Genomic DNA, 22,720 nt, shown 5'->3' with positions numbered 1-22,720 from the left:
GGTTCACTCCATTCATTTCGATTAAGCATACGTCATACGGGTGATGTACGGCTATCCACTCCAATTCAATTCCGGCGTCGCGCGCAGGCCCTCGCGCAGTTTCAGCAAGGCCTCCTTGTGAATCTGCGAGATGCGCCCCCGGCTAAGCGCCAGCATCTCCGCCAACTGCTCGAACGGCAGTTGCTGCAGATAGTGCCCCCTGATCACCTGGGCATGGCGCGCCGGCAACGTGTCCAACAGTGCTTTCAGCCGTGCGCGTAACTGGGCCAGCTCCACGCTGGCATAGGTGTAGTCGCGGTAGGATACGCTCTGCTCCGGCTCCTGATACATGCCGGTGTCATCCAGCGCAAACCCCACCGCCAGTCCGATCGCCAATTCCGCCAGATAGCCGAACAAATCGTCGGGCCGCTGAGTGGTGCGCTCCGGTTCTTTCAGCGAGGCCATGCGCTCTTCGATCAGCCGCTTGCGCGCGGCGATCTGTTCGTGCACTTCGCTGTAGCTGGCCATGCCGTTGAGTATAGCGCCATTGATGCGGCTGGCGGCATAGGTCTCGAACTTGAAGCCACGCGTGCTGTCAAAGCGGTCGACCGCCTCCAGCAAGCCGACCCGCGCGTACTGCAGATATTCATCAAACTCCACCTGCAGATGGGTGCGGTTTGCATACATCTTGGCCGCCAGCATGCGGGCGAACGGCAGATAATGGGACGCCAGCCGCTCCCGCAGCGCGGCCGCGCGGCTACGGGCGAACTCTTCCCATAACGCCGCGGTCTCTCCGGTATCGACATGCATGCTCGCGCCCACGCTCCGCCCCTATGCGAAAGTACCAAGCAGTGCGCGCACCACCAGGTTCCAGCCGTCGATCAGCACAAACATCAGGATCTTCAGCGGCAGCGAAATCGAGGCCGGCGGCACCATCATCATGCCGAGCGCCATCAGCGCGCTCGACACGATCAAGTCCACCAGCAGGAACGGCAGGAAAATCACGAAGCCGATCTGAAACGCCGAACGCAGCTCGGACAGCATGAACGCCGGAATCAGCTGCACCATGCTGATGTCGTCCATGGTCTTCGGTTGCTCGGCTTTCGCCAGCTCAACCATCAACGCCAAGTCCGGCTCGCGGGTTTGCCGCACCATGAAGTCACGCAGCGGCGCGGCAGCCCGCTGCAACGCCAGCTCGGTACCGATTTTTCCATCCATATAGGGCTGCAACGCCTGCTTGTTCATGTCCTGCAGCGCAGGCGACATGGTGAACAGCGTCAGGAACAGCGCCAGGCTGACGATCACAGTGTTGGGCGGGGTTTCCTGCATGCCCAGCGCGTGGCGCAGCATGGACAGTACAATCACGATGCGGATGAACGAGGTCATCGACATGAGTATGGCGGGCGCCAGACTCAGCACCGTCAAGCCCATCAAAATCTTGATGGCCGACGACACTTCGGCCGGGCCACCACCGGCCGACAGTTGCAGGCGCATGCCCGGCAAGGCCAAGCTGGCCGGATCGGTGGCCGCGCAGGCGGCGGTCATCGCCGCCAGGCCGCCGGCCAACAGGATGCCGGCCGCCAGCCAGCGGCGCTGTCGCAGCGCGCTCATGGCTGGCCTCCGGCCACCGGTGCGGCCGGCAACGGCGCCACCGTGCCGGGCGCGGCCGCCAGGCAGCTGACGCCATGTTCGCTTTGCGCGATCAGATACTGGCCGCCGGCGAATTCCACCACCGCCAGCAAGGTACGCGGTCCCAGCCGCTGGGTTTCCAGCACCCGCAGATGACGCGCGCCATCCCGGCGCGGCTGCAGATTCAGCCGCTTGCGCAGCACCAGCACCACCACAATAGCCAGCGCCGACACCAGCAGCACGCCCAGCGCGCCGCCCGGCAGCGCCGCCGCCGTCACCGCCGCGTCCTGCTTGTACGGTATCGCAGCAGCCGCTGGTTCGGCATGGGACGACGCCATGGCCATCGCCAGCGCCCCAAGTGTCAGCCAGCGCTTCATGCCTGGGCTGCCGCGGCGATCTCAGTGATGCGCACGCCAAAATGATCATCCACCACCACCAACTGGCCGCGCGCGATGGTACTGCCGTTCAGCACCACGTCGATCGGGTAGTCGGCCTGCCGGTCGATCTTCAATACCGACGCCGCTTGCAGCGACATCAGTTCACCCACGGTGGTGTGCGCCTCGCCCACCATCACCTGCAGTTTGACCTGCACGCTGTCCAGCAAACGCAGATTGCCACCCAACAGCGCGGCGCCGCTGGGTTGCTGCGGCAGCAGTTCGGTCAGGTCGACCAGTTCAGGGGCGGTTAAGCCGAAGGCCTTGTTGCTGCTCATGTTGCTACTCATGCGTTACTCCATCAATTAAATCATGCGGCACCAGTTCCAGTGCCAGAGAGGGGCCAGCCCGGCCCAGATAGCCGCCGCACAGCGCCGTGCCGTCCGGGCCGCGCAGCGTCAGCGGCCGGTCGGCCAGCGCGTCCAGCCGGACCACATCGCCCACCGCCAGCCGCACCAGGCTGCCCAGATCCACCTCGGCCGCGCCCAGTCCCACCGCCAGCAGCACCGACTGACTGTCCAGCAACTGCCGATACGACGCCGGCGCCAAGGGTGGCAAGTCATGCGGGCCAACGTTAAAGCGCTCGACTGCGGCATGGTTCAGTACCAGATGGCAGGCTTGCTTGCCCAGCCGTAGCACCAGCAGCACCGCACCGGAAGCGCGCCGCCAGTTGTCCGCCGCAGCAGGTGCGGCGTCAGCAGCTTCAGCCACACTGGGCAGAAGCGTGCGTGCCAGTTGTTCGCTCAGCGCCTGCCATGCGGCGACACCGGCGGCGGCGGCCAGCGGCGCGCTACCGTCCGCCATTTGATACTGACGCTCGGAACCGAACAACAGTCGTTGCACGTGGGCCGGCATCTCACTACTCCAGGCGCGCGCGAGTACCGCCGCGCCATCGATCAAGGGCGCTTGCCAGCCTGGCGCGGCCGGCAGTTGCGCGCTGGCGTCCCAGGCCCGCGCGCATTCGAGCACCGGCGCATCGGCGGCGATACCCCAGTCGCGACACCAGGCGGACAGCGCGCCATCGGCCGCGGCGCGCACCCGCGCCAGCAGCGTATCGCTGATCAGCGCATAGGGCTGCGACATTAACGGTGGCCTTTCATGTCAAACAGCTCCTGGATCATGTCGTTGGTGGTGCTGATCACGTGGGAAGCCGCCTGATAGCCGCGCTGCATGACGATCAGATTGCTGAACTCCTCGGCCAGGTCGACATTGGAGCCTTCACGATGGCCGGCAACCAGCGAGCCATAGCTACCGCTGGCGGCATAACCATAGTGGACTTCGCCGTTGGCGGTCTTGGTGAACGCGCCGCCGCCCACCTGCTGCAGGTCATTCTGGGTCACAAACTGTGCCAGCGCCAGACGCGTGCCCTTGCCTTTCTGGCCGTTCGAATAAGTGACGCTGATGGTGCCGTCGGCATCGATGGCCTGATCGGTGCGCACGCCCGCCGCGTAGCCATCCTGCTTGCTGAAGCGCAGATCGGATGCCAGCGAAGAGCTGCTGGACTCGCTGAAATCCAGCGTCACCGGAAACGCCGCCACACCGGTGGTCGAATACTGGATCGTCACCGAGCTGGAACCAGCCACCGGCACGCCGGCGGCATATTTGATGGTGCCAGTGCCGAGCGCCGCCGCGCCGGAAGCGGCGGCGGCATCGGTCACCTTCACGGTGTAGGAGCCATTGCCGGCGTCGGTAAACGACAGGTTCAGCGTGTGGCTGCCACCCGACGGGTCGATGATGGTAACGCCATTGATGGTAGTGTCCACAGCCGGGGTCGCAACCGTGCTGGTCAGGTTGCCGCTGAAGTTGACCGTGGTGGTGGCTTTGGCGGCGCTATGTTCCAGGCTGTTGAGCGTAATGTCGATCAGCTTGCCGTCCTTGTCCATGCCTTGCACGTGCTGACCGCTGCCATTGGTCAGCACATTGTCGGCGTCGAACTGGAAGTCACCGGCGCGGGTGTACAGCAGTTCGCCGTCGTCGCGCCGGACCACGAACATGCCATTGCCGCTGATGCTCAGGTCCAGCGGGTTGCCCGTGCTCTGGTCATTGCCCGCGCGGAAATTGACCGCAGCGCCCAGCGAGGTCACGCCAATGCCGCCGGCGGCATGCTGCTGTTCATTGTTGTTGGCAACGCCACCGCCCTGCTCAAACAGCTCGGAGAACTGCAACTGCGAACCTTTGAATCCCGGCGTATTGACGTTGGCCAGATTATTACTGACCACTTTGAGGCCCTTGGCATTGCTGAGCAGTCCGGAGGTGCCGATATAAAGCGTATCGAACATGGTATATACCTTATGAGCGCACCGTCACGATTTGTGACAGGGTGATGTTATTGAGAAAACCGCTGGATGTCGTAATGGTGAGTGCCGGCGTGCCGCTGGACATATCGATCGCCGTGATCTTGCCCGACACCAGAAAGCCGTTCTGGTTGACGTCGACCGTGCGCCCCATCAGGCCGACCGACTGCACCGCCGATTGCACGCCCACCAGTTCATCGATCTTGACATTCAGTTGGCGGCTCTGCTCCAGGTTCGCGAACTGCGCGATCTGGGCCACAAACTCCTGGTTGTCCACCGGCTTCAGCGGATCCTGGTTATTCAACTGGGCGGTCAGAATTTTCAGGAAATCCTGGATCCCGATATTGCTTGACTGCGACAGCGTATCGCTGCCCACTGCTGGACTAAAACTGATGGCCATTACAGCGCTCCATTTCCGTTAAGTTGTACTATCGAATCTTGCCGCCCCGGCGCCGGCGCTTCGGCCTGCTCGCGGTCGGCATCGCCGCCCACGCACGGCTCCCCCCGGCCTGCCAGGGGCACACGCTTGCCATTGACGGTCAGCGCAGCCAGCTGTGCTCCGCTGCTGCTGACTGCCCCCGCCATCGCCTGCGCCAATCCCAGTGCCTGTTGTTGGCCCAGCGCGGCATCGCGCACCCATGCTTGTACCTGGTCGCCGCTGCGGTATAGATGTAGCAAGCGCTTGGCATACTCCTCGCCGTCCGGCGTCGCTGCCGGCTCGCTGGATGGCGCCGATTCCATGCTCTCGGCCTGTTCGGTGTCGTCCTGTGCGGCGGCGGGCAGCGCTGCAAACTCTGGCGCCGGTGACGAGGCCAATACGCCGGGCCGGCCCAATGCGGATGCAAGCGGCTGCGCGGCCGCCGCCTTGACCGTGCCGGCCGCGCTGGTGGCATCCAGCTGACCGCCGGTTTGCGCAAACAGCGTGGCGCCCCAGGTCGCGGCGCCGACAGCGGAGCCGCCGCTCACCGGGCCGATACCGCCGATCGGGCCGGCGGTTTCACTTTCAGCCAGGCCCAGCGCGCCGATGGCGCCTGCCGCAGCATATGCTGCGGACACCGCAGCCGGCGGCGGCGTCATCACCGCGGCCGGATTGGCGATCGCAGCACCGGTCGTCAATTGTGCCGCCGGTATTGCCACTTCGGTCGACGCGTCCAGCGTCGCTTGTGGCGACTGAGCCGGCGCTGATGCCGTTTGCGATGACGCCGACGTCAACCCGGCCTTAGGCGTCGCCGCACTGGCGCGCAACGGGGCGGCATCGCCGGCAACCGACTCTGTAGCCGTGGCCGCGACCAATGGCAGACTTCCCGGCAACGCCGCCTGGGCGGCCGCTGTCGGATCTGTCGAGTCCTTGACACGCTCTTGCGCCGGCCGTTTCGCGCCCATTAGCAGCGCATGCTCCAACTCCGCCATCCAGCGCTCCTGGCGCGCCTCGGTCTGCATCTTCTGGCGATGCCCGGAGGCCCAACCCTGAGCGGCATAGTCTTCCACATTAATCGCCATCCCTACTCCTTATCGTCTGCAAAACACCCCATTGATCGTCGGCGCTCTTGAATTCGGCACTGAGGCCGGCCTTGACGAACTCCCGCTGCAACCCGACACGATGTTTATCCATCGCATCCAGTGCGCGCTGCGCAACGCTAACCTGTTCCACCAATCCATCCCTGGCTTCCTGCAGGCTGGCCAACGCCTGCTCCAGATTCGCCTGGCGCTGACGGCAATCAAGCAGATAGCCCGACCACAGCGCGTGCTGATCCGCGCGCAAAGCCGTACCCCGCAGCGCCTGCTCACGCCACGCCGCAGTCAACTGTGCCACCTGCTCGCGCGCCGCCTGGCATTCGCTGTGGCGCTGCGCCAGCGCCTGATTGCATTCGTTGAGCTCCAGCAGCAAAGCGTCCAGCGCCCACTGACGTTGCGCGGCGATCGGCTGCAGCGGGTATTGAAACTGTCGCGCCCCCATCACACGCCCCCGTTCATCGCCGCGCGCAGCCGCAGCAGCGCCTGCGCCCTGGGCGTCGACTCCAGCACGGTCTGCCGCAACACTTCACGCAAGGCGGGCGCCAGCGCGATGGCGCGATCGATCGCGGCATTGCTGCCGGCGCGATAGGCGCCCATTTCCACCATCTGGCGGTTGCGCTCATAGGTGGCCAATACATCCACCGCGGCCGACATCAGGCTCAACTGCTCGCTGTCGGCCAATTCCGAGGCCAGCCGGCTGGCGCTCTGCAGCACGTCGATGGCCGGGAAATGCCCTTCGTGCGCAAGCGTTCGCGACAACATGACGTGGCCATCCAGCGTGGCCCGCACAATGTCCGAGATCGGCTCGTTGAAATCGTCACCTTCGACCAGCACCGTGTACAGCGCGGTGATCGCGCCGCCTGAAGCGGTCGCGCCGCAACGCTCGCACAGCGCGGGAATTTCCGAAAAAACCGACGGCGTGTAGCCGCGCGCGGTTGGCGGCTCGCCCGCCGCCAGCCCGATTTCACGCCGCGCCATCGCGAAGCGCGTAATCGAATCCATCATCAGCAGCACTTGCCGGCCCTGGTCGCGAAAATACTCGGCGATGGTGGTTGCCGCCCAGGCCGCCCGCACCCGCACTGGCGCCGGCTGGTCGGAGGTCGCAACGATCACCACACTGCGTTTCAAGCCTTCCGCCCCCAGGTTTTTCTCGACGAATTCGCGCACTTCGCGTCCCCGCTCACCAATCAGCGCGATCACATTGACGTCGCTCTGGACGTCGCGCGCCAGCATGCCCAGCAGCGTGCTCTTGCCGACACCGCTGCCGGCGAAAATGCCGATGCGCTGGCCGCACCCCAGCGGCAACAGCGTGTCGATGGCGCGCACGCCCGTCTCCAACACGCGGCTGATGCGCGGCCGCGATAATGGATTGATGGGCGGCGCAAACAAGCTGCGCACGCCGGCCGTCACCGGTGGCGGCCCATCGTCCAGCGGATCGCCGAAGGCATCGATCACCCGTCCCAGCAAGGCATCGCCGACCCGCATGCCGGGCGGTTGGCCGCCGGCGACGATCCGCAGTCCGGCGCTGATACCACGGGTATCGCCGTAGGGCATCAGCGTGACCCGTCCCGGGCGGACGCCGACCACCTCCGCCAGCACGCTGGCATTGCCATCGCCCATGCGGATCTCACACACCTCGCCAATGGCGGCGTCCGGCCCATGCGCTTCAATGCTTTGGCCGGCGATGCCCAACACCCGGCCGGTGCGGCGGTTCAGTTCGACCTGGCGTACGGCGTCAAGATAAGCTTGCATCAGATCGGCGCCTCCAGCTCATCGCGCTGGCGCCGGGCCAGCAGCAGCGTCTCGCGCAAATGCTGTAGCTGTATTTCAAGACGGGCATCCAGCGTGCCGTGCACGCTGTCCAACAGGCAGCCACCCAGCTCGATGCCGGTGTCGGCCTGCAGCGACAGGCGTGCGTCCAGGCCATCACTATCTTGTGCCAGCAGCGCCGCATCCTGCGCATGCAGGCGTACGGTGAGCTTGTCCTGAGCATGCGCGCCTTCCAGCAGGGAACTGATCATGGACAGCATTGCTTCGCGCCGAACGGCCTGGCTGCCGAGCATGCGGCAGATCGCCGTAAAGGCAATCTCGACCAGCATGTCCTCATTCTCGTCCAGCAGCTTGCGCCGGGCCTGCTGCAGCGTCTGCACCAGCGCGTTCAGGCGCCCCACCTGCGCCGCCACCGCATCGCGCGCTTCCTGTTCGCCGCGCTGCCGTCCCTGTTGCTCGCCCCGCCGCTCTGCTTCGGTGTAAGCTGCCGCACTGCCGTCGTCCAGTTGCTGCTGCCGCGCCGCCAGTTGTTGCTCCAGCTGCCGCAGCTCAGTCTCCCGTTGCGCTACTCGCGACGTGGCCGCGTCCAGTGCCTGTTCGCGCTCCCGCAGAAGCTCGGCCTGATCCCGCAGTTGCCGCTCCTGGCGCGCCAGCGCATCCTGCCGCACCTCGGGCGAGACCGTGACAGCCGATGCGACTGGCGCCACCGGCGCCAACGCCACGTCAGCCTGGGCCGCAGCTGCGGCGGCGCCAGGTCGACGCAACTGGCGGCTGTTGGCGGCCATCGCCGGCGCCTGGATTATCGTCGCCATGGGCGCACCAATCGTAGCAAGGGAGCCAGTGCCGAATGCCGGCGTGGCAACGGCACGCTGGCGGCGCCGGCGTGCAGCCGTGCCGTCAGCATTTCCAGCAACAGACGATCACGCGCCGGGGCCGCGCGAACCGACACACCACAGATGGCGTCGCGCTTTGCCGGCGGGTACAGCGCCAGCAAGCCGTCGGCCCAGCGCCAGGCGCGGATGGCCAGTATCTGTGCCACCAGTGCGGCTGGTTCGTGCGCCAGGATGGCATAGATCAGCTCGGACTTGGCACTGGCCACATCGGGCGCGCCGGTGGTCGGCTTCAGCAGATCCGGCTCCATGCCTTCGAAGCCCAAGGCATCCAGCTCCGCCAGATAATCGCGCAGCGTTTGCTGGTCAGCCGGTGGCAACTGATCGAGGATCAGCTGGCGATCGTCCGACGCCAGTCCATGCAACGCGGCGGCGGCTTGGCGATGTCCGCTCATGAGCGCCTCCCGCCGCCGGCTTCCTGCTGGCCGTTGGCGATCCATTGCCGGACATCGTCCAGCATCTGCGCGCGCTCCGCCGCCGACAAGCGCTTGACCGCAGGCTTGCGGCGGCGCGCCACCAAGCCGAAGATGGTGGCCGCCAGCACCACCGCCGTCGCCAGCGCAGCCAGGATCCAGCCCACCTGATATGCGGCAGCGGCCGGGCGCGTTCCGCTGGCCTCGCGCGGGACTGCGGCGCTGTCCGCAGGGCCGTCGCCGGACGCGACCAGATCAGCGTGGAGCGGTGCCGCTGCCGTCACCTGATTGGCCACGGCATGCATCGAGTACACCACCACCGCGTCGCCGCGCTGGCTGTTGAAGCCGGCAGCCAGCGCGACCACTTCTTTCAGGCGCGCCAATTGCTCCTCGTCCATCGATGGCTTGACCAGCACCGCGATCGACATCCGCTTGACCGTGCCGCCGCCGGACACCACCTGCTCGACGCGCCGCCCGACCTGGTAGTCGAACTCGCTGGTATTACTGTTCGGTGCGCCATTGACCCTGGCGCTGCCGGTCGCCGCTGCCGCGCCGCTGGCCTCGCTGGAGCTGCTACGTTCGCGCACCACCACGCCGGTGGCCGCCGCCGCAGGGTCGGGATTTTTGGCGGGCAGGACTTCCTCCGTCGTCACCTTGCTTTGATCCAGATCCAGCGCCACATCGACTGTCGCCACCGCTTGTCCCGGCCCGTACGTGCGGTCCAATACCTGATTGACTTTCTTCAGCAGGTATTCTTCGGTACTACGTTTGCTATCCAGCTGATTCAGCGCCGCTTCCGCCGCCTCACCCTGCGCAACCCGGGTCAGCGCAACGCCATGCTGATTCAGCACCGTCACATCGCTGCTGACGATATCGGGCACCGATGCGGCCACCAGGCGCTGGATGCCGGCGATCTGTTCGGGCGCCAGTTCCTTGCCATTCTTCATGGTCAGCGTCACCGACGCCTTCGGCTTGGTCTGGGCCTTTTTGAACAAGCCCTGCTCCGGCAAAGCCAGGTGCACGCGCGCCGCCTGCACCTCGTCGATGGCCAAGATGGTGCGGGTCAGTTCGCCCTGGATGGCGCGCAGGAAATTCACCTTTTGCACAAATTCGGTCATGCCAAAATCCGCGTTGTTGAATACCTCGAAGCCGACCGCGCCATGCAGCGGCAATTCTTTGCCCATTAATTTCAAACGGGTCTTGTACACCAGCTCTTTCGGCACCAGGATGGTGGCGCCACCATCGCTCAGCTGATACGGCGTTTTCATCTTGTCCAGCTCGGCGGTCATCGACGCCGCGTCGGCCGGCGCCACGTCCGAGAACAGGATTTGGTAATCCGCGCGGTAAGCCCAGATACCGAGTCCCGCCGTCAGCGCCACGATCAGCAGCACGCCGATCACCAGACCGGCGCGCGCGGCGAGCGACATCCGTTGCCATGTTTCTGTCATCACTGCCACGTTCTACCCCTAGACTTGCGTACGCATTACTTCCTGATATGCCTCAAGCATCCGATTGCGGACCGCAGCCAACAATTGGAATGACAACTTGGCTTCTTCCATATGGATCATCACCTCGTGCAGATTCAACGGCTCCCCCAGCGCCAGCCGCTGCGCCTCCTGATCGGATTGCACCAGGCCGGTATTCACCTTCTCCAGCTCGGCCGTGAACCAGTTACCGAAGCCGGCTGCGGGCTGTTGCACCTCGACCGGTTTGAGCGCTTCGGCCATGGCGGCACCAGCGCTAATCGCTTCCACCGTCATTGCTGACCTCCGATATCCAGTGTGCGCGCGGCCATGGTCTTGGCGGCGTTCATGGCCGCCACATTGGCTTCATAGGCCCGCAATGCCACGTTCAGGTTGACCATTTCCGCCGTGTGATTGACCGCCGGGTAAGCCACCATCCCCTTGCCGTCCGCATATGGATGGCCGGGCTCATACACCATGCGCGGCGCCGACGCACTTTCTTCCAGCGCCGCCACCTGGACCCCGCCGCCCAGCGCATACAGCTGGCCGAACTGCTGACCGAAGCTGAGCGGCATGCTCTGGCTGATCACGTGTTGCGGCCGGTAAGCCTGGGCGCCGCTGGCGGCGGCATTGTTCATATTGGCCAGATTGGCTGCGGTCACGTCCAGCCTGAGCTTCTCGACCGCCATCCCGCTTGCGCTGATCTGAAACGCTGCGTTGTAATCCATTATTTTTTACCTTCGTTAATGGCACTGCCCAGCAGTGCATAGTGTTTGTTCAGCAGCTTGAGCAAAACTTGGTGGTGCAGTGTGTTTTCCGACAGCGAGGCCATCTCCATGTCCAGACTGACGGGGCTGTCGCTGCTTTCCAGCTGCGGCCGATAAGGTGCCAGATTGGCCAGCGCCGGCGCGGCGCCATCGCCCAGTCGCTGGCGCAGCGCCTCGACCCGGCTCTCGAAACTGACACCCACGCGCTGGTAGCCGGGGGTATTGACGTTGGCAATGTTTTGCGCGATCGCCTGCTGCCGCATGGCGGTGGCATCCAGCGCCAGGCTGAGCAGGCTGACGGTCGTGCTGTCGGTAACTATGGTCATGCTGTTCTCTATACTCAATTACTGCACGATCAATTCCGCGTGCAGTGCACCAGCGGCCTTCACGGCACGCAGAATGGAAATAATGTCGCGGGTGTTGGTCTTGATGCGGGTCAGCGACTGCACCAGGTCGGCCACCGTATTGTTGCTAGCGGCGACAAAGCCAGTCTCGCCCTGCTCTGCCACGTCGACCCGGCTATTGGCGATGCGCGCGGTTTGCACACCGGCGCCGCCCTGGCTGACCAGCAAAGGCTGCGATACCGTGTTGTCGGTCACAATGCTGACTTTCAGATCGCCTTGCGACACCGCCACCTTGGCGATGCGGACGTCGCCACCAGCCACGATGGTGCCGGTGCGTTCATTGATGACCACGCGCGCGCGCCGGTCAGGCTCAACGTTGACGTTTTCCACCTGGGTCAAAAAGTCGGCCAGGCGCGCGCGCCGCTCCTCCGGTATGCGGATGTCGATGCCCGAGGCATCGGTGGCCAGGGCCAGGCTGGCGCCCAGCGCGGCATTGATCGCGGCCGCCACCCGGCTTGCCGTCGTGTAGTCGGGATCGGCCAGCACAAAGGTCACCAGGCCATTGTGCGTAACATCATTGGGGACGCCAACTTCGACCGTGGCGCCAGCGGGGATCGAGGCCACGGTCGGGTGATTTTTCTGCACCACGTTGCCATTCAAATCGTATTTGTAGCCGCCCACCGACAACGGCCCTTGGGCCAGTGCATACACCCGGCCGTCGGCGGCCTTCAGCGGCGCCAGGATCAGCGTGCCGCCGACCAGGCTGCGGGCATCCCCCATCGAGGTGACGGTCACATCAATCACATCGCCGGCGCGCGCAAACGGCGACAGGCTGGCGGTGACCATGACCGCCGCCGCATTGCGGCTCTGCACGTCATCGGCCACCACCGTCATGTCAAAGCGCGACAGCATGTTGGCGATCGACTGCCGGGTTGCCTTGTTGCGGCTGGAGTCGCCGGTACCGGCCAAGCCGGTCACCAGGCCATAGCCGGTCAACGCGTTGTCGCGCCAGCCCTCGATTTTGCCGATATCCTTGATGCGGATGGTGTCGGCGGCGCCAGCGCTGACGGCGAGCGCCGTCAGTAGCAGCGCCATCAATATGCGTTTCATCATTACAAACCAAACAAAGTAAGAAAGCGTTGCCACCAGGCCGGCCGCTGCAGGTCGGCCAGATCACCCTGGCCGGCATAACTGATGCGTGCGGCGGCGATGCGGGTCGACAGCACCACATTGGCATCGGACACGTCCTGCGGCCGGATCCGGCCTTCAACCCGGATTTGCTGCTTTTCGTTGTTCACTTCCAGCAGTTGCTCGCCGGCGATCAGCAGATCGCCCTGCTCGGTGATTTCCTTGATCGCCACCGTGATCTGCGCCAACACACGGCCCTCGCGCTCGGTGCGGCCACGCCCGTCCAGCTGATTATTGGTTTTTGCGGCGGCGCCATGGCTGGTGCCACCGCCACGCACATCGATGCCGACACCGGCGTCGCGTCCCGCGCTGGTATTGGCGGTGGTGCTGGCGCTGGCGCTTTCATACACCATGACGGTAATCAGGTCGCCCACCCGGCGTGGCCGCAAATCAGAGGTCATCGCCTGATAGCTCGATTGCTGATACAAACTGGTTGCGTGCGCCGACAGCATGCCCAACAGGGCAAGCGCCGATAAGCACCATCTGCAGCGTTTCATAATTCTCCCGTCACTCTTCAATTCGAACCAGCGCGGGCGTGATCACCCGTGCCAGCACTGTTTCGTTACTGCGTTCAGGCTTGACCCGTACCAATTGACCGGCGGCGGCATCGGCCTGCGCCACCGCCATGGTTTCCACCGCGATGCCGGCCGCCATCATGCGTAAATGGACCCGGTCGCCGCGCAGCAGTGCCCCGTCCGCGACCAGGTGTTGCGCGCCCAGCACCTGCCCCGCCTCCACCGATTGGCGCAACCGCGCGCCGTCATGCAGCGCCCCCACCGGCACCGGTGACTGGCCGAGCGGCGCAATATCCTGTTCGCGCTCGATCACATCGCCGGCCACGACCTGGTTGCCGGCCGCCAGCATCCGCTGCGCCACATACACCCGCCGATAAGCGCGCACCGCAAGCGGCACGATCACCGAACGGTAGAGCGTGCCCTGCACCATCACCTCCACCCGCACCGCCATGCGGGCGCGCAAACGGCTGGCATCCAGCAGCCGTGCCTGGTAAGACAAGGCGCCGGTCGGCGCCGCCATTGCCGGCAGTGGCGTTGCCAGTACCACTTCCACGCGACCTTCGTTACCCAGGGCTTGCAACAGCGCATCGCGCGCCACTTCCAGCAAGACCGCGTTGTCCAGTTGCTGCACCTCGGTGCGCAGGCGGACCGCAGTTGCACCGCGCCAGACGATGCTATGCCCCAGCGCCAGGGCCTGACCACGCAACGCCAGTTCGAGCTCGGCGCGGCTGCGCTGCTCGACATAGCCGGCCAAGGGCGCGCTGCTGACCACCACGCTGGCAAACGCCTGCTGCAAGTCCGGATCCGCTGCGGTCACGACGGCCACATCCGCCAGGGTCGCGCGCGGCTGGTGTAGCAAGACCTCGGCTCGCAGATCCAGTACGATCTGGTCAGCGCATACCTGCGAACTGACCAGCAGCATCAGCAGACCCCAGATACGCATACGGGCTTATTTGCGCAGATTGTTACTCAGCGCCAGCATCTCGTCGGACGCCTGGATCACCTTGACGCTGCTCTCATAGGCGCGTTGTGCCGCCATCAGGTCCACCATCTCGTTGACCAGATTGACGTTGGATGCTTCCACATAACCTTGGGCCAGGGTGCCGGCGCTATTGTCGCCAGGCTTGCCATAAATCGCGTCGCCGGACTTGGCCGACGGCAAGTACAAATTGGCGCCCAGCGACACCAGTCCGCTGTTGTCCGAAAAATGGCTCATCTCGATCCGGCCCACATCGCGCAATTCGCTTTCGTTCTCGCCCTGAACCAGCACCTGGCCATCGGCCTTGATGCTGATCAGCTTGGCGTCGGTGCCGACGTGGATCGCCGGCTTCAGCGCGTGGCCATCGGCGGTGGCGAGAAAGCCATCGCGGTCCACGCTCAGCGTGCCGCCCCGGCTATAGGCCGAACTGCCGTCGGCCATCACGACTTCCAGGAAGCCGTCGCCCTGTATCGCCAGATCCAGCTGGGCATCGGTCTTGCGCAGTTCTCCCGCAGTGAACACCTTGGCCATCGCGGCGACGTTGACGCCACCGCCGTGCCACAAACTGGCCGGTGCCTCGGTGCCGGTACCCAGCCGGCTAATCTCGCGATACACCATATCCTCAAACGTCACCCGGCCTTTTTTGAAGCCGGGCGTGTTGACGTTAGCCAAATTATTGGCAATGGTGTCCACACTCTTTTGCTGCATTTGCATGCCGGTGGCGGCGATGTACAACGCGTCATTCATGGTTTAAAACTCTCCCAGCTTGCGTATGGTTTTTTCAAGGCTGTCGTCATAGCCTTGCAGAATTTTCTGCATCGCTTCGAAATGACGCACCGTTGCGGTCAACTGCACCATTTCCTGCGCGGTGTTGACATTGGAATTTTCCAGAAAACTGCTGCGTACCGACGATGTCAGCGGCTCCTCCGCGACGCGCGCCCCGCCTTGCACATAGACGCCGCCGCCGATTGGCTGCAGCGCCTCGGGATTACTGAAATTGACCAGCTTGAGGCGTGCGACCACCTGATCGCCCTGGCGCACATCGCCATTGGCGTCCACCGCAAACGCCCCATTGAGCAGAATTTCGCCGCCGCTGCCCATCACTGCGGCGCCACTCGCCGTCACCAATCGTCCGCGCACATCGGTGTGAAACGCGCCCTGCCGCGTGTAGGCAGACCCCTGCTCTGTCGCGACCTCGAAGTAAGCCGCACCGTCGATTGCCAGATCCAGCGGATTAGCTGTCGGACGCAGCGTACCGGGCTGCGGATTGATGCTGGTCACGGCCACGCTCTCCGCCGCCAGCCCTGCCGTTACCTGCTGGGCAAAACCTATTCCTGTGACGGTCTGACGTTTGTAGCCAGGCGTGAGCGCATTGGCGATGTTTTGGCTGATGCTGTCCATGCGCAATAAATCTTGCTGCATCCCGCTCGCTGCGATTGCTGTCAAATCCATCTATATTCACCCGACGAGTTGCTTCTTTTACAAAAAAGGTTGCAGTGTAACATAACGCTACACATGTTAAAAGATGTAAATTAGAGTTAACTAACGGCATCTCCTATTCACAAATGGACAATCTTGTGATTCGCTATTAGAACAAATATTTTTAGCAGAAAAACACGTTAATTGTCACAGTTAAACTTTTTGACACGGCTACACGCCGAGGAAACAAAAAAGCCGATCTGTTCAAAGATCGGCTTTTTATACAAGTGCTTCAAATCACTATGTTCGTTTGCTGGCAGGATTACCCCTCCCGCCCCGTTACGCTCGTTGTCGACGTCGCGCTACTAGGCCCAGTAACCCCAGTCCGCTGCTCAACGACAGCAAAATCGAAGGTTCCGGCACCTCGCTAACAGTCAAAGTAGCCCCGCCGAATATCGATTCGTTGTAGACGCCGGGAGTCGTAAATGCCCCGATGTCAAAATAGTAAAAATCTGTCATATCAATATTGTCTGAGAACAAAATCGCATGCACGTGGTGATCAGTGCTGGTGTAGCCTGCTTCATACGCACTCTCAACAAAACGAATCCCTCCACACTGAAACATACCCGCCTGGCAATTAGAAATCGCACTGGCGGGGATATCCATATCAGACGTTACGTAGGTCGGTAACGTGATTGTAAAAGTCCCCGTGAAGTCCGTCTGGTCAACCATATTGTTTCCGAAGAAACCACTGAACTTGTACTGCACATCAGCCAGGACTGTGGTGCTCGAAAGCAACGCAGTTATGCAAACCAGTAGGCGAACCAAGCGCTTAATCATATTTCTCCCGAGAATAATTGTTGCAAAAATATATTGCACTAAAATAATTGCAATAAACACTATTGTATATGGCAATTTTCGCCTAGGCAACAATTGACCGGGATCGGGACGGAGCACCGAAACCTTGTGCCCAACGCTAGCCTGAAGATTGCTTCAAGGCGTCCAATGCCTTCCGATCGAGGTAGCGGCCTTTCAACACCACGGCGGATATGCGCGATAAGTTGCTGACATCGACCAGCGGGTTTGCCGATAGCAGGACCAGGTCGGCATTTTTCCCCGCTTCCACCGTTCCCATCTCGGCTTCGCGATGCAGAAATTCGGCGCCATTCAAGGTGGTCATCTGCAATATCTGAAACGGCGTCAGCCCGGCTGCGGCCAGTTCGCCGAACTCCTGGTGCAAGCTGATCCCCGGAATGACCCAAATACCACCAAGATCGGATCCCGCCATCATCTTGACACCGTTACGCGCCAGCAGCCCGACCAGTTGCCGCTGCAGGCTGTAATACCGCTGAAATGTGGCGGACGCCGATGCCGGCACCGTGGCCTCGTACTGCCGCGCCAACCGCTCCCATAATGCGCGGGTGTCCTGGTCGACATGGACCAGCGCCGGATCTTCGCGGTATTGCGGCGCCGTGCTGAAGGCAGCGGTACGCAAACGGATCAAGGTAGGCACCTGCCACGTGCCGCGCTGCGCAAAGCGCCGCGCCAGTGCCGTGCATTTCGCTTCGCTATAGCCGTCCATCGCTTTTTGATAGAACGGCGCGTCCGCCGCGCGGAACAGCATCGGACTGACAATGGCCAATGGCAGCGCGGCAGGCGGTGGCGGCGGCGCGCCCTCCCCGTGCAACAAAGCACTACGCACGGCATCTTCCGCTGTGGAGCAATCCAGCACCATGCCCAAGCCGGAACCCAGATGTTCGATCGCGCGCCAGCCGGCGTCGGCGGCGCTGGCGGCCTGCAGCGCCAACGGCATGTGGCCAGAGACGGTGAGTCCCTGCGCGCGCGCTTCATCGAGTACGGCCAGTGTGCCGTCATGGTTGCCACCGGCGACCTTGATGAAATCCGCGCCCATCTGCTTTTGCTGGCGCACCCGTTGCACCGCCTGCTCCGGCGTCAGCGGTGCCGCCAGAATATCGCCAGGCACCGCCAGAATTTCAGGTGCCGTCAGCTTGCCGGCTGCGCTGTCCGCATTGATGGCGTGGGCCAACTGGATCAGCTGTGCCGAGCCCGCCATTTCGCGGACGCCGGTGATGCAGTTCGCCACCAGCATCGGCCAGGCCATGGCGGCTGGCTTGGTCGCGGTCAGCAGCGCATGGGTGTGCATGTCCAGATAACCAGGCACCATGAATGCGCCGCTGGCATCGATCTCACGCGCCGTGCCTTCGACACGCACCGCGCCGCTGACGATGCGCACGATTTTTCCGCCGTCAAGCAGCAGCGTCTGGCCCGGACGCAGTGCGCCATCGCGCGTGTCGACCACGGTGACGTTGCGAATCACGGTGCCGCTGTTGGCCACCGCCATCGGCTCCTTCGGCGCGGCACACGCCGCCAACAGGCACGCGCCCAGCAAGGCGGCCAACAATTTCCTGGGCACTGTTACGCCATGATGGATCATGCGTCACCTCGCAGGAAGGCAGCCAGCGCGGTGTTAAACGGCTCGCCGGTTTGCTGCGGCATGTGGCCGGCGCCCTCGATCACGATGCGCTGCCCGCCAAGTCGTTCGGCCAGCCGGTTGGTGATGCCCTCGTACGCCGGGCTGTGTCCACCTGATACATGCAGATAACGCACGCCGGCATTGCGCAGTGCCTGCTCCGGCACCCTTGCGGCGGCAGGGAAACGGAATTTCGGCAGATGCCTTGCAAACGCCTGCAGTGGCGGCGGCAGCGTCGGCGGCAATGGCCGGCTCGGCTCGATGATGCGGAATAGCGTACGCAAGAACTCCTCGTCATTCTTCGGTGGTTGCGCCGCCAGGCCCAGCGTCGCGTAGTGAAACGCCGTCACCGCCGGATCGTCCTTGGCGATGTCGCTGGTGCCCGATTCGATGATGGTCAGCGACGCCACCTTGTCCGTCACCTGCGCCACCGCCAGCATGGCCACCGCCGCGCCATAGGAATGCGCGACCACGTGATCGCCCGGCTGGATCAGTTGGGCGATCAAGGCGGCGTCGTAATCAAAGTCCTCGCCGCCCAGCGGATTGGGCGTACTGCCGTTGTAGCCGGGCCGCGAAGGCATGACCAGCAGCCAATCGGCCGCCAACGGCGCCTGCGCCTTCCACGCCAGCGCGCCGCCGGCGCCGCCGCCGTGCACGAACACGATGCGCTTCCCCGCGCCCAACTCCTCCACCTGCATGCCGCCAGGACCGCTGTACTTGCTGATATCCATAACCATTCCTTCAGTGTTTCAGAATTCCGCAGGTGATCACCAGATCGCCCGCGCGTTCAAAATAGACCGAGCGCATCTCGATCTGCCTGGTGACCGAACTGGGCCACTTGAAATCGATCCAGCCGTTGCTGGCGGACTTGAGCATCTCCAGTCGCTCCTTGATGAACATCTTGCCGTCGACGTCCTTGACGCCGGACAGATCGACGCCCACCATGCGCGGCAGCACCGGGTTGGCCAGCACCTTGCCTTGCATATCGTGAATCACCACGTACAGGTCGCGGTCGACAAAACGGCCCTTGGGATTATTGACTTCGGCGATGGTCTTTTCCCTGCCGCTGTCGGCCAGCATGGCCACCGCCTTGTGCACCATCGCCACCGCCTCCTCGCGGGAGCCCAGCTCGGCGGCACGCAGTGGCCCCACCAGCGCCAACAGCAGCGCCAGCAACAGATAGTTGATCACTTGACGCATGGTTTATTTTCCTTCCTTGTAGAGCCGGCCGGTGACCAGCATGGCGCCGCCGGCAATCACCGCCGGGATGGCGAACACCAGGAAAGCGGTCTGCCTGGTCGCCAGCGCCGCCAGCAGGAAACCGCCACTGACCGAGCCGACAATCGAACCGACCCGGCCCACCGCCAGCGCCCAGCTGACGCCGGTGGCGCGCGCCGCCGTGGCGTAGAAGCCGGAGACCAGCACATTGGCGCCGGTCTGCGCACCGGACAATCCCAGTCCGGTGCAGAACACCGCCAGGTACAGCCAGCCCGGATGGACGATCGCCACGCCAATCAGCGCGATCGACAGCGCCGCCACCACGTATGACGCGGTCAACACGAAGAACGGGTTGTAGCGGTCCATCAGGCGCGCATTGATCAGCGAGCCGATGGTGCCGCCGACCGGCATCATGGCGCCGATGGTGGCGGCCTCGGTGACCGGAATGCCGCTGTCGGTGATCACCGTCGGCAGCCAGCTGCTGACCTGGTAGTACACCCACAAGGTGCAAAAGAACGCCAGCCACAGCAGCAGCGTGCCGCTGCGGTAATGCGCATTGAACAGCGTGGCGGCCACGCCGGTCTTGCTGGCGGCCGGCTCGCCGGGCACGACCACTTCCAGCCGCACGTCATCGCGGCCGGTCAGGCGGCGCACCACGGCGCGCGCCTCGGCCTCATATTTCGGCTTGCCGGCCATGAAGCGCAGCGATTCCGGCAGCAGCAGCCAGACCAGCGGCGCCAGCACCAGCGGCACCGCGCCGCCGAAGAAGAACACGCCTTGCCAGCCGAAGCGCGGAATCAGCAGCGCGGCGATGCCGCCGCCAAACGCCAGCCCGAGCGTAAAGCCGCAGAACATCAGCGTCACCAGCAGCGCGCGGTTGCGCTCCGGCGCGAATTCCGACGACAGCGTCAGCGCGGCCGGCATGGCGCCGCCCAGTCCCAGCCCGGTCAGAAAGCGCAGCGTCACCAGCGACGAGACCGAATCCGCATAGCCGCAGGCGATGCTGCCGACGGCGAACAGCAGCATCGACAGCACGATCACGCGGCGGCGGCCGATGCGGTCGGCCAGCGGCCCGAAAATAAAACTGCCGATGGCCAGGCCGAACAGACCGGCGCCGAAGATCGGCCCCATCTGCGGCGCCGCCAGCGACCACTCGCGCTTCAGCAGCGGCGCCACGTAGCCGGCGGCGGCGACGTCGAAGCCGTCCGCCGCCACCACCAGAAAGCACAGCACCAGCGTCAGGATTTGCAGGCCCGAGATCTTCGCGCCGTTCATCACCGCCGCCGGCGTCATTGTTTGAGCAACCATATTCAAGTCTCCTTAGAAGAAGTGGCGCAAGCCTAGTTCCAAACTGTTGATGCTCTGTCCGAGCACCGGCAGGCCCGCGCCGCCGGCGACCACCGGTGGCGCATAGGTTTTATCGCTGGGCCAGATGCCGAAATTGGTCCCGGCGCCGTTATGCAGGTGGGCCCACGAGGTGTACACCTCGGTGCGTTTGGAAAGATGGTAAAAATAACCGATCGCGATGATATTGGCCTTGCCGGCGTCATCGCCATTCAGCTTGCGCTGCGAGTAGCTGGCCTTGACGTCGGACAGGCCGAGCGGCACGCTGACGCCGACCAGCTGCGCATTGACGGCGGCGGCGTTGGTCAGCGTGTTATGCATCAGGTAGCCAAACAGTTTGGCCTGCGAAAACACATAGCTGGCGCCCAGGGCGGCGGTTTTGTTCGACAGCACCGTGGTCGGCGTGGCGCCGGCCAATTTCTGCACCTCGTAACTTAAGCCGACATACAGCGGCCCGCCCTTGAAGTAATCGATGCTGCCGCCGCTGAACTCGCCCAAGTCCTTGGGCGCCGCGGCGCGTTCGCTGAAACTGTGCAGCACGCGCACCACCACGCCATCCAGCGACGGCGAGATGTACTGCACCGCGTTATTCAGCGGCAGCTGGCCAACGAAGCCACGCAGGTTGCCGGGGATTTGCTGCGTCAGCGTGATGCCGTTGCCGTTGTTGTTACGGCCGAACGGATCGCTGCGCGCCTGCACGAACAGGCTCGGCGCGTATTGGCTGCCCAACTGCAAGGCTCCCCATGTGGCGCCATAGCCGACCAGCGCCTCGCGGTCGAACAGCTGGTTGCCGCCGGAGCTGGTGCCCGTGTCGGCGCTGAAGCCCGACTCCAGCTTGAAGTAGGCGCGTGTACCGTCGCCCAGATCTTCGTTGCCGCGCAGGCCCCAGTAGGAAATGTCGTTGGACAGGTAGCTCGCCGTTGACGCGGCCTTGCCCGACGCCGCCGAGAAGCGGACGTTCTCGATCGCCACATCGAGCTTGCCATAAAACGTGATGTTGCTGCCTTGCGCCAGCGCGTAGGCCGGCGCCAGCGCCGACAGCATCAGCGCTGCTTTGAACTTGTGGTTCATTTTTTTGTCTCCGTATTTTTAGTTTTTAAAGTACTGCAATTACATGATGGGAACCTCATGATTGGTGATGAAATCCTCCGGCAAGCTCGGGCCCCAGACGTAGAGCGCGTCCTCCGGTGGATAGTCTGCGGCTGGCCACACCGCGCCGGCCGGGATAAAGTCGATGTCAAACGAGTATTCGGCGTAACTGCCCCATGGATCGCGCACGTAGCGGAAGTAATTGGAGCCCAGCACATGGCGCCCCAGGCCCCAGCCATCCGGATAGCCCGCCTGCACCATCTGTTGCGCGCCGAGACCGACAGCGTCGAAGGAGCTGACATTCCAGCTGGTGTGGTGCAAGCCGGGTCCCAGCGACTTGGCGAAGGCGATCAGGTGATGATCGCTGCCATGCGGGCTATGTACAAAAGCGATGTTGTCACCAGAGCGGTCCGACAGCCGCAGGCCCAGCACATCGCAGTAGAAAGACATTGCGGCGCCGATGTCCGGCGTGAACAGCAGGATGTGTGACAGATGCGTCGGCCTGACCTGCTGGATCGCGCTACGGCACGGCGCGCGTCCGGCGTCGCTGCGTTCGGGCGCGAACTCGCGCGGTGCCTTGACACTGGGCGAGGTCTTGTCCGCAACCCGCAGACACACCGCCACACCATCCGGCGCCGCCAGCCAGATGCCGTCCGGCGCCAGCGCATGCGGACGCTCGATCAAAACGACCGCGTTGGCGGCGCAGCGCCGTATCAAGGCGTCAGCGTCGGCGGCATAGATGCCCAGCGTGATCCACAGCAGTTTTTTGCTGCCGCCCTCCAGCACCCGCCCCCAGCGATGCGGGTGGCCGTCGGTGTACAGTCCCAGCCCACCGTCCTCGCGTCGCACCTCAAGGCCGAAGCTGGAATAGAAATGTAGCGCCGCCTGCAAGTCCGGCACGCTAAAGGTAAATTCATCGACCGAATGAACGGCCGTGACAACGGGTTCAATACGCGGGTGTTCGCTCTTCATCTAGGTC

General features: G+C 63.7%; 28 protein-coding genes. All 28 read right to left on the bottom strand.

Translation table 11 applies throughout. The features are described from left to right. Positions 1–51: 51 nt before the first annotated feature. Positions 52–789, bottom strand: coding sequence for a sigma-70 family RNA polymerase sigma factor (locus GJ699_RS29830; protein ID WP_154383048.1), 738 nt, complete (start codon positions 787–789; stop codon positions 52–54). Positions 790–810: 21 nt separating this feature from the next. Further along, complete coding sequence (gene fliP, locus GJ699_RS29825; RefSeq protein ID WP_229262363.1) at positions 811–1,590, bottom strand: flagellar type III secretion system pore protein FliP; 780 nt, start codon at positions 1,588–1,590, stop codon at positions 811–813. After that, the gene (locus GJ699_RS29820) at positions 1,587–1,985 is read right to left on the bottom strand and encodes a flagellar biosynthetic protein FliO (RefSeq protein ID WP_154383047.1); all 399 of its coding nucleotides are present in this window, start codon (positions 1,983–1,985) and stop codon (positions 1,587–1,589) included. The genes fliP and GJ699_RS29820 overlap by 4 nt, the downstream gene beginning before the upstream one ends. Then, positions 1,982–2,332, bottom strand: coding sequence for a FliM/FliN family flagellar motor switch protein (locus GJ699_RS29815; RefSeq protein WP_229262362.1), 351 nt, complete (start codon positions 2,330–2,332; stop codon positions 1,982–1,984). The genes GJ699_RS29820 and GJ699_RS29815 overlap by 4 nt, the downstream gene beginning before the upstream one ends. Next, positions 2,325–3,125: a FliM/FliN family flagellar motor C-terminal domain-containing protein gene (locus GJ699_RS29810; protein ID WP_154383046.1), complete on the bottom strand. Its 801-nt coding sequence runs from the start codon at positions 3,123–3,125 to the stop codon at positions 2,325–2,327. The genes GJ699_RS29815 and GJ699_RS29810 overlap by 8 nt, the downstream gene beginning before the upstream one ends. Next, on the bottom strand, positions 3,125–4,321 hold the full coding sequence (gene flgF, locus GJ699_RS29805) for a flagellar basal-body rod protein FlgF (protein WP_154383045.1): 1,197 nt from the start codon (positions 4,319–4,321) through the stop codon (positions 3,125–3,127). The genes GJ699_RS29810 and flgF overlap by 1 nt, the downstream gene beginning before the upstream one ends. A gap of 10 nt (positions 4,322–4,331) precedes the next feature. Continuing rightward, positions 4,332–4,736, bottom strand: coding sequence for a flagellar hook assembly protein FlgD (locus GJ699_RS29800; protein ID WP_154383044.1), 405 nt, complete (start codon positions 4,734–4,736; stop codon positions 4,332–4,334). After that, entirely contained in the window at positions 4,736–5,836 is a 1,101-nt protein-coding gene (locus tag GJ699_RS29795) for a hypothetical protein (RefSeq protein ID WP_154383043.1), read from the bottom strand. Before GJ699_RS29795 ends, GJ699_RS29800 begins: the two co-directional genes overlap by 1 nt. Beyond that, the gene (locus tag GJ699_RS29790) at positions 5,826–6,293 is read right to left on the bottom strand and encodes a hypothetical protein (protein WP_154383042.1); all 468 of its coding nucleotides are present in this window, start codon (positions 6,291–6,293) and stop codon (positions 5,826–5,828) included. The genes GJ699_RS29795 and GJ699_RS29790 overlap by 11 nt, the downstream gene beginning before the upstream one ends. Then, positions 6,293–7,603 (bottom strand): FliI/YscN family ATPase, encoded by a 1,311-nt coding sequence (locus GJ699_RS29785; RefSeq protein WP_154383041.1) that lies wholly within the window; start codon positions 7,601–7,603, stop codon positions 6,293–6,295. The genes GJ699_RS29790 and GJ699_RS29785 overlap by 1 nt, the downstream gene beginning before the upstream one ends. Further along, positions 7,603–8,433, bottom strand: coding sequence for a FliH/SctL family protein (locus GJ699_RS29780; RefSeq protein WP_154383040.1), 831 nt, complete (start codon positions 8,431–8,433; stop codon positions 7,603–7,605). Before GJ699_RS29780 ends, GJ699_RS29785 begins: the two co-directional genes overlap by 1 nt. After that, positions 8,421–8,906, bottom strand: coding sequence for a hypothetical protein (locus GJ699_RS29775; protein WP_154383039.1), 486 nt, complete (start codon positions 8,904–8,906; stop codon positions 8,421–8,423). Before GJ699_RS29775 ends, GJ699_RS29780 begins: the two co-directional genes overlap by 13 nt. Beyond that, positions 8,903–10,372, bottom strand: coding sequence for a flagellar basal-body MS-ring/collar protein FliF (gene fliF, locus GJ699_RS29770; protein ID WP_154383038.1), 1,470 nt, complete (start codon positions 10,370–10,372; stop codon positions 8,903–8,905). Before fliF ends, GJ699_RS29775 begins: the two co-directional genes overlap by 4 nt. 18 nt (positions 10,373–10,390) lie before the next feature. Then, positions 10,391–10,684 carry a flagellar hook-basal body complex protein FliE gene (fliE, locus tag GJ699_RS29765; RefSeq protein ID WP_154383037.1) on the bottom strand — a complete coding sequence of 98 codons (294 nt, stop codon included), beginning with the start codon at positions 10,682–10,684 and terminating at the stop codon, positions 10,391–10,393. Further along, a complete protein-coding gene (gene flgC / locus GJ699_RS29760) occupies positions 10,681–11,115 on the bottom strand; it encodes a flagellar basal body rod protein FlgC (protein WP_154383036.1) in 435 nt (144 codons plus the stop codon). Before flgC ends, fliE begins: the two co-directional genes overlap by 4 nt. Beyond that, positions 11,115–11,480: a flagellar basal body rod protein FlgB gene (flgB, locus tag GJ699_RS29755; protein ID WP_154383035.1), complete on the bottom strand. Its 366-nt coding sequence runs from the start codon at positions 11,478–11,480 to the stop codon at positions 11,115–11,117. The genes flgC and flgB overlap by 1 nt, the downstream gene beginning before the upstream one ends. A gap of 18 nt (positions 11,481–11,498) precedes the next feature. After that, positions 11,499–12,611: a flagellar basal body P-ring protein FlgI gene (locus tag GJ699_RS29750; RefSeq protein WP_229262361.1), complete on the bottom strand. Its 1,113-nt coding sequence runs from the start codon at positions 12,609–12,611 to the stop codon at positions 11,499–11,501. After that, positions 12,611–13,183 (bottom strand): flagellar basal body L-ring protein FlgH, encoded by a 573-nt coding sequence (locus tag GJ699_RS29745; RefSeq protein WP_154383034.1) that lies wholly within the window; start codon positions 13,181–13,183, stop codon positions 12,611–12,613. Before GJ699_RS29745 ends, GJ699_RS29750 begins: the two co-directional genes overlap by 1 nt. A gap of 10 nt (positions 13,184–13,193) precedes the next feature. Further along, positions 13,194–14,144, bottom strand: coding sequence for a flagellar basal body P-ring formation chaperone FlgA (gene flgA, locus GJ699_RS29740; RefSeq protein ID WP_154383033.1), 951 nt, complete (start codon positions 14,142–14,144; stop codon positions 13,194–13,196). Between the two features lie 6 nt (positions 14,145–14,150). Continuing rightward, entirely contained in the window at positions 14,151–14,927 is a 777-nt protein-coding gene (gene flgG, locus GJ699_RS29735; RefSeq protein WP_154383032.1) for a flagellar basal-body rod protein FlgG, read from the bottom strand. Positions 14,928–14,930: 3 nt separating this feature from the next. Further along, entirely contained in the window at positions 14,931–15,632 is a 702-nt protein-coding gene (locus GJ699_RS29730; RefSeq protein WP_154383031.1) for a flagellar hook-basal body protein, read from the bottom strand. Positions 15,633–15,938: 306 nt separating this feature from the next. Beyond that, positions 15,939–16,439 carry a PEP-CTERM sorting domain-containing protein gene (locus tag GJ699_RS29725; protein ID WP_154383030.1) on the bottom strand — a complete coding sequence of 167 codons (501 nt, stop codon included), beginning with the start codon at positions 16,437–16,439 and terminating at the stop codon, positions 15,939–15,941. Between the two features lie 136 nt (positions 16,440–16,575). Further along, positions 16,576–18,033 (bottom strand): amidohydrolase family protein, encoded by a 1,458-nt coding sequence (locus GJ699_RS35375; protein ID WP_195763680.1) that lies wholly within the window; start codon positions 18,031–18,033, stop codon positions 16,576–16,578. Positions 18,034–18,050: 17 nt separating this feature from the next. Then, positions 18,051–18,821: an alpha/beta fold hydrolase gene (locus GJ699_RS29715; RefSeq protein ID WP_154383028.1), complete on the bottom strand. Its 771-nt coding sequence runs from the start codon at positions 18,819–18,821 to the stop codon at positions 18,051–18,053. Positions 18,822–18,831: 10 nt separating this feature from the next. Beyond that, the gene (locus GJ699_RS29710) at positions 18,832–19,290 is read right to left on the bottom strand and encodes a cache domain-containing protein (RefSeq protein WP_154383027.1); all 459 of its coding nucleotides are present in this window, start codon (positions 19,288–19,290) and stop codon (positions 18,832–18,834) included. Positions 19,291–19,293: 3 nt separating this feature from the next. Further along, positions 19,294–20,616 carry an MFS transporter gene (locus GJ699_RS29705; protein ID WP_154383026.1) on the bottom strand — a complete coding sequence of 441 codons (1,323 nt, stop codon included), beginning with the start codon at positions 20,614–20,616 and terminating at the stop codon, positions 19,294–19,296. A gap of 12 nt (positions 20,617–20,628) precedes the next feature. Further along, complete coding sequence (locus GJ699_RS29700; RefSeq protein ID WP_154383025.1) at positions 20,629–21,723, bottom strand: porin; 1,095 nt, start codon at positions 21,721–21,723, stop codon at positions 20,629–20,631. A gap of 39 nt (positions 21,724–21,762) precedes the next feature. After that, on the bottom strand, positions 21,763–22,713 hold the full coding sequence (locus GJ699_RS29695) for a VOC family protein (protein WP_154383024.1): 951 nt from the start codon (positions 22,711–22,713) through the stop codon (positions 21,763–21,765). Positions 22,714–22,720 lie beyond the last annotated feature (7 nt).

The organism is Duganella guangzhouensis, from assembly GCF_009674535.1.
GTDB lineage: Bacteria > Pseudomonadota > Gammaproteobacteria > Burkholderiales > Burkholderiaceae_D > Rugamonas > Rugamonas guangzhouensis.
Note: the sequence above shows the minus strand (reverse complement) of the source record. Positions and strands in the feature narration are given on the sequence as shown.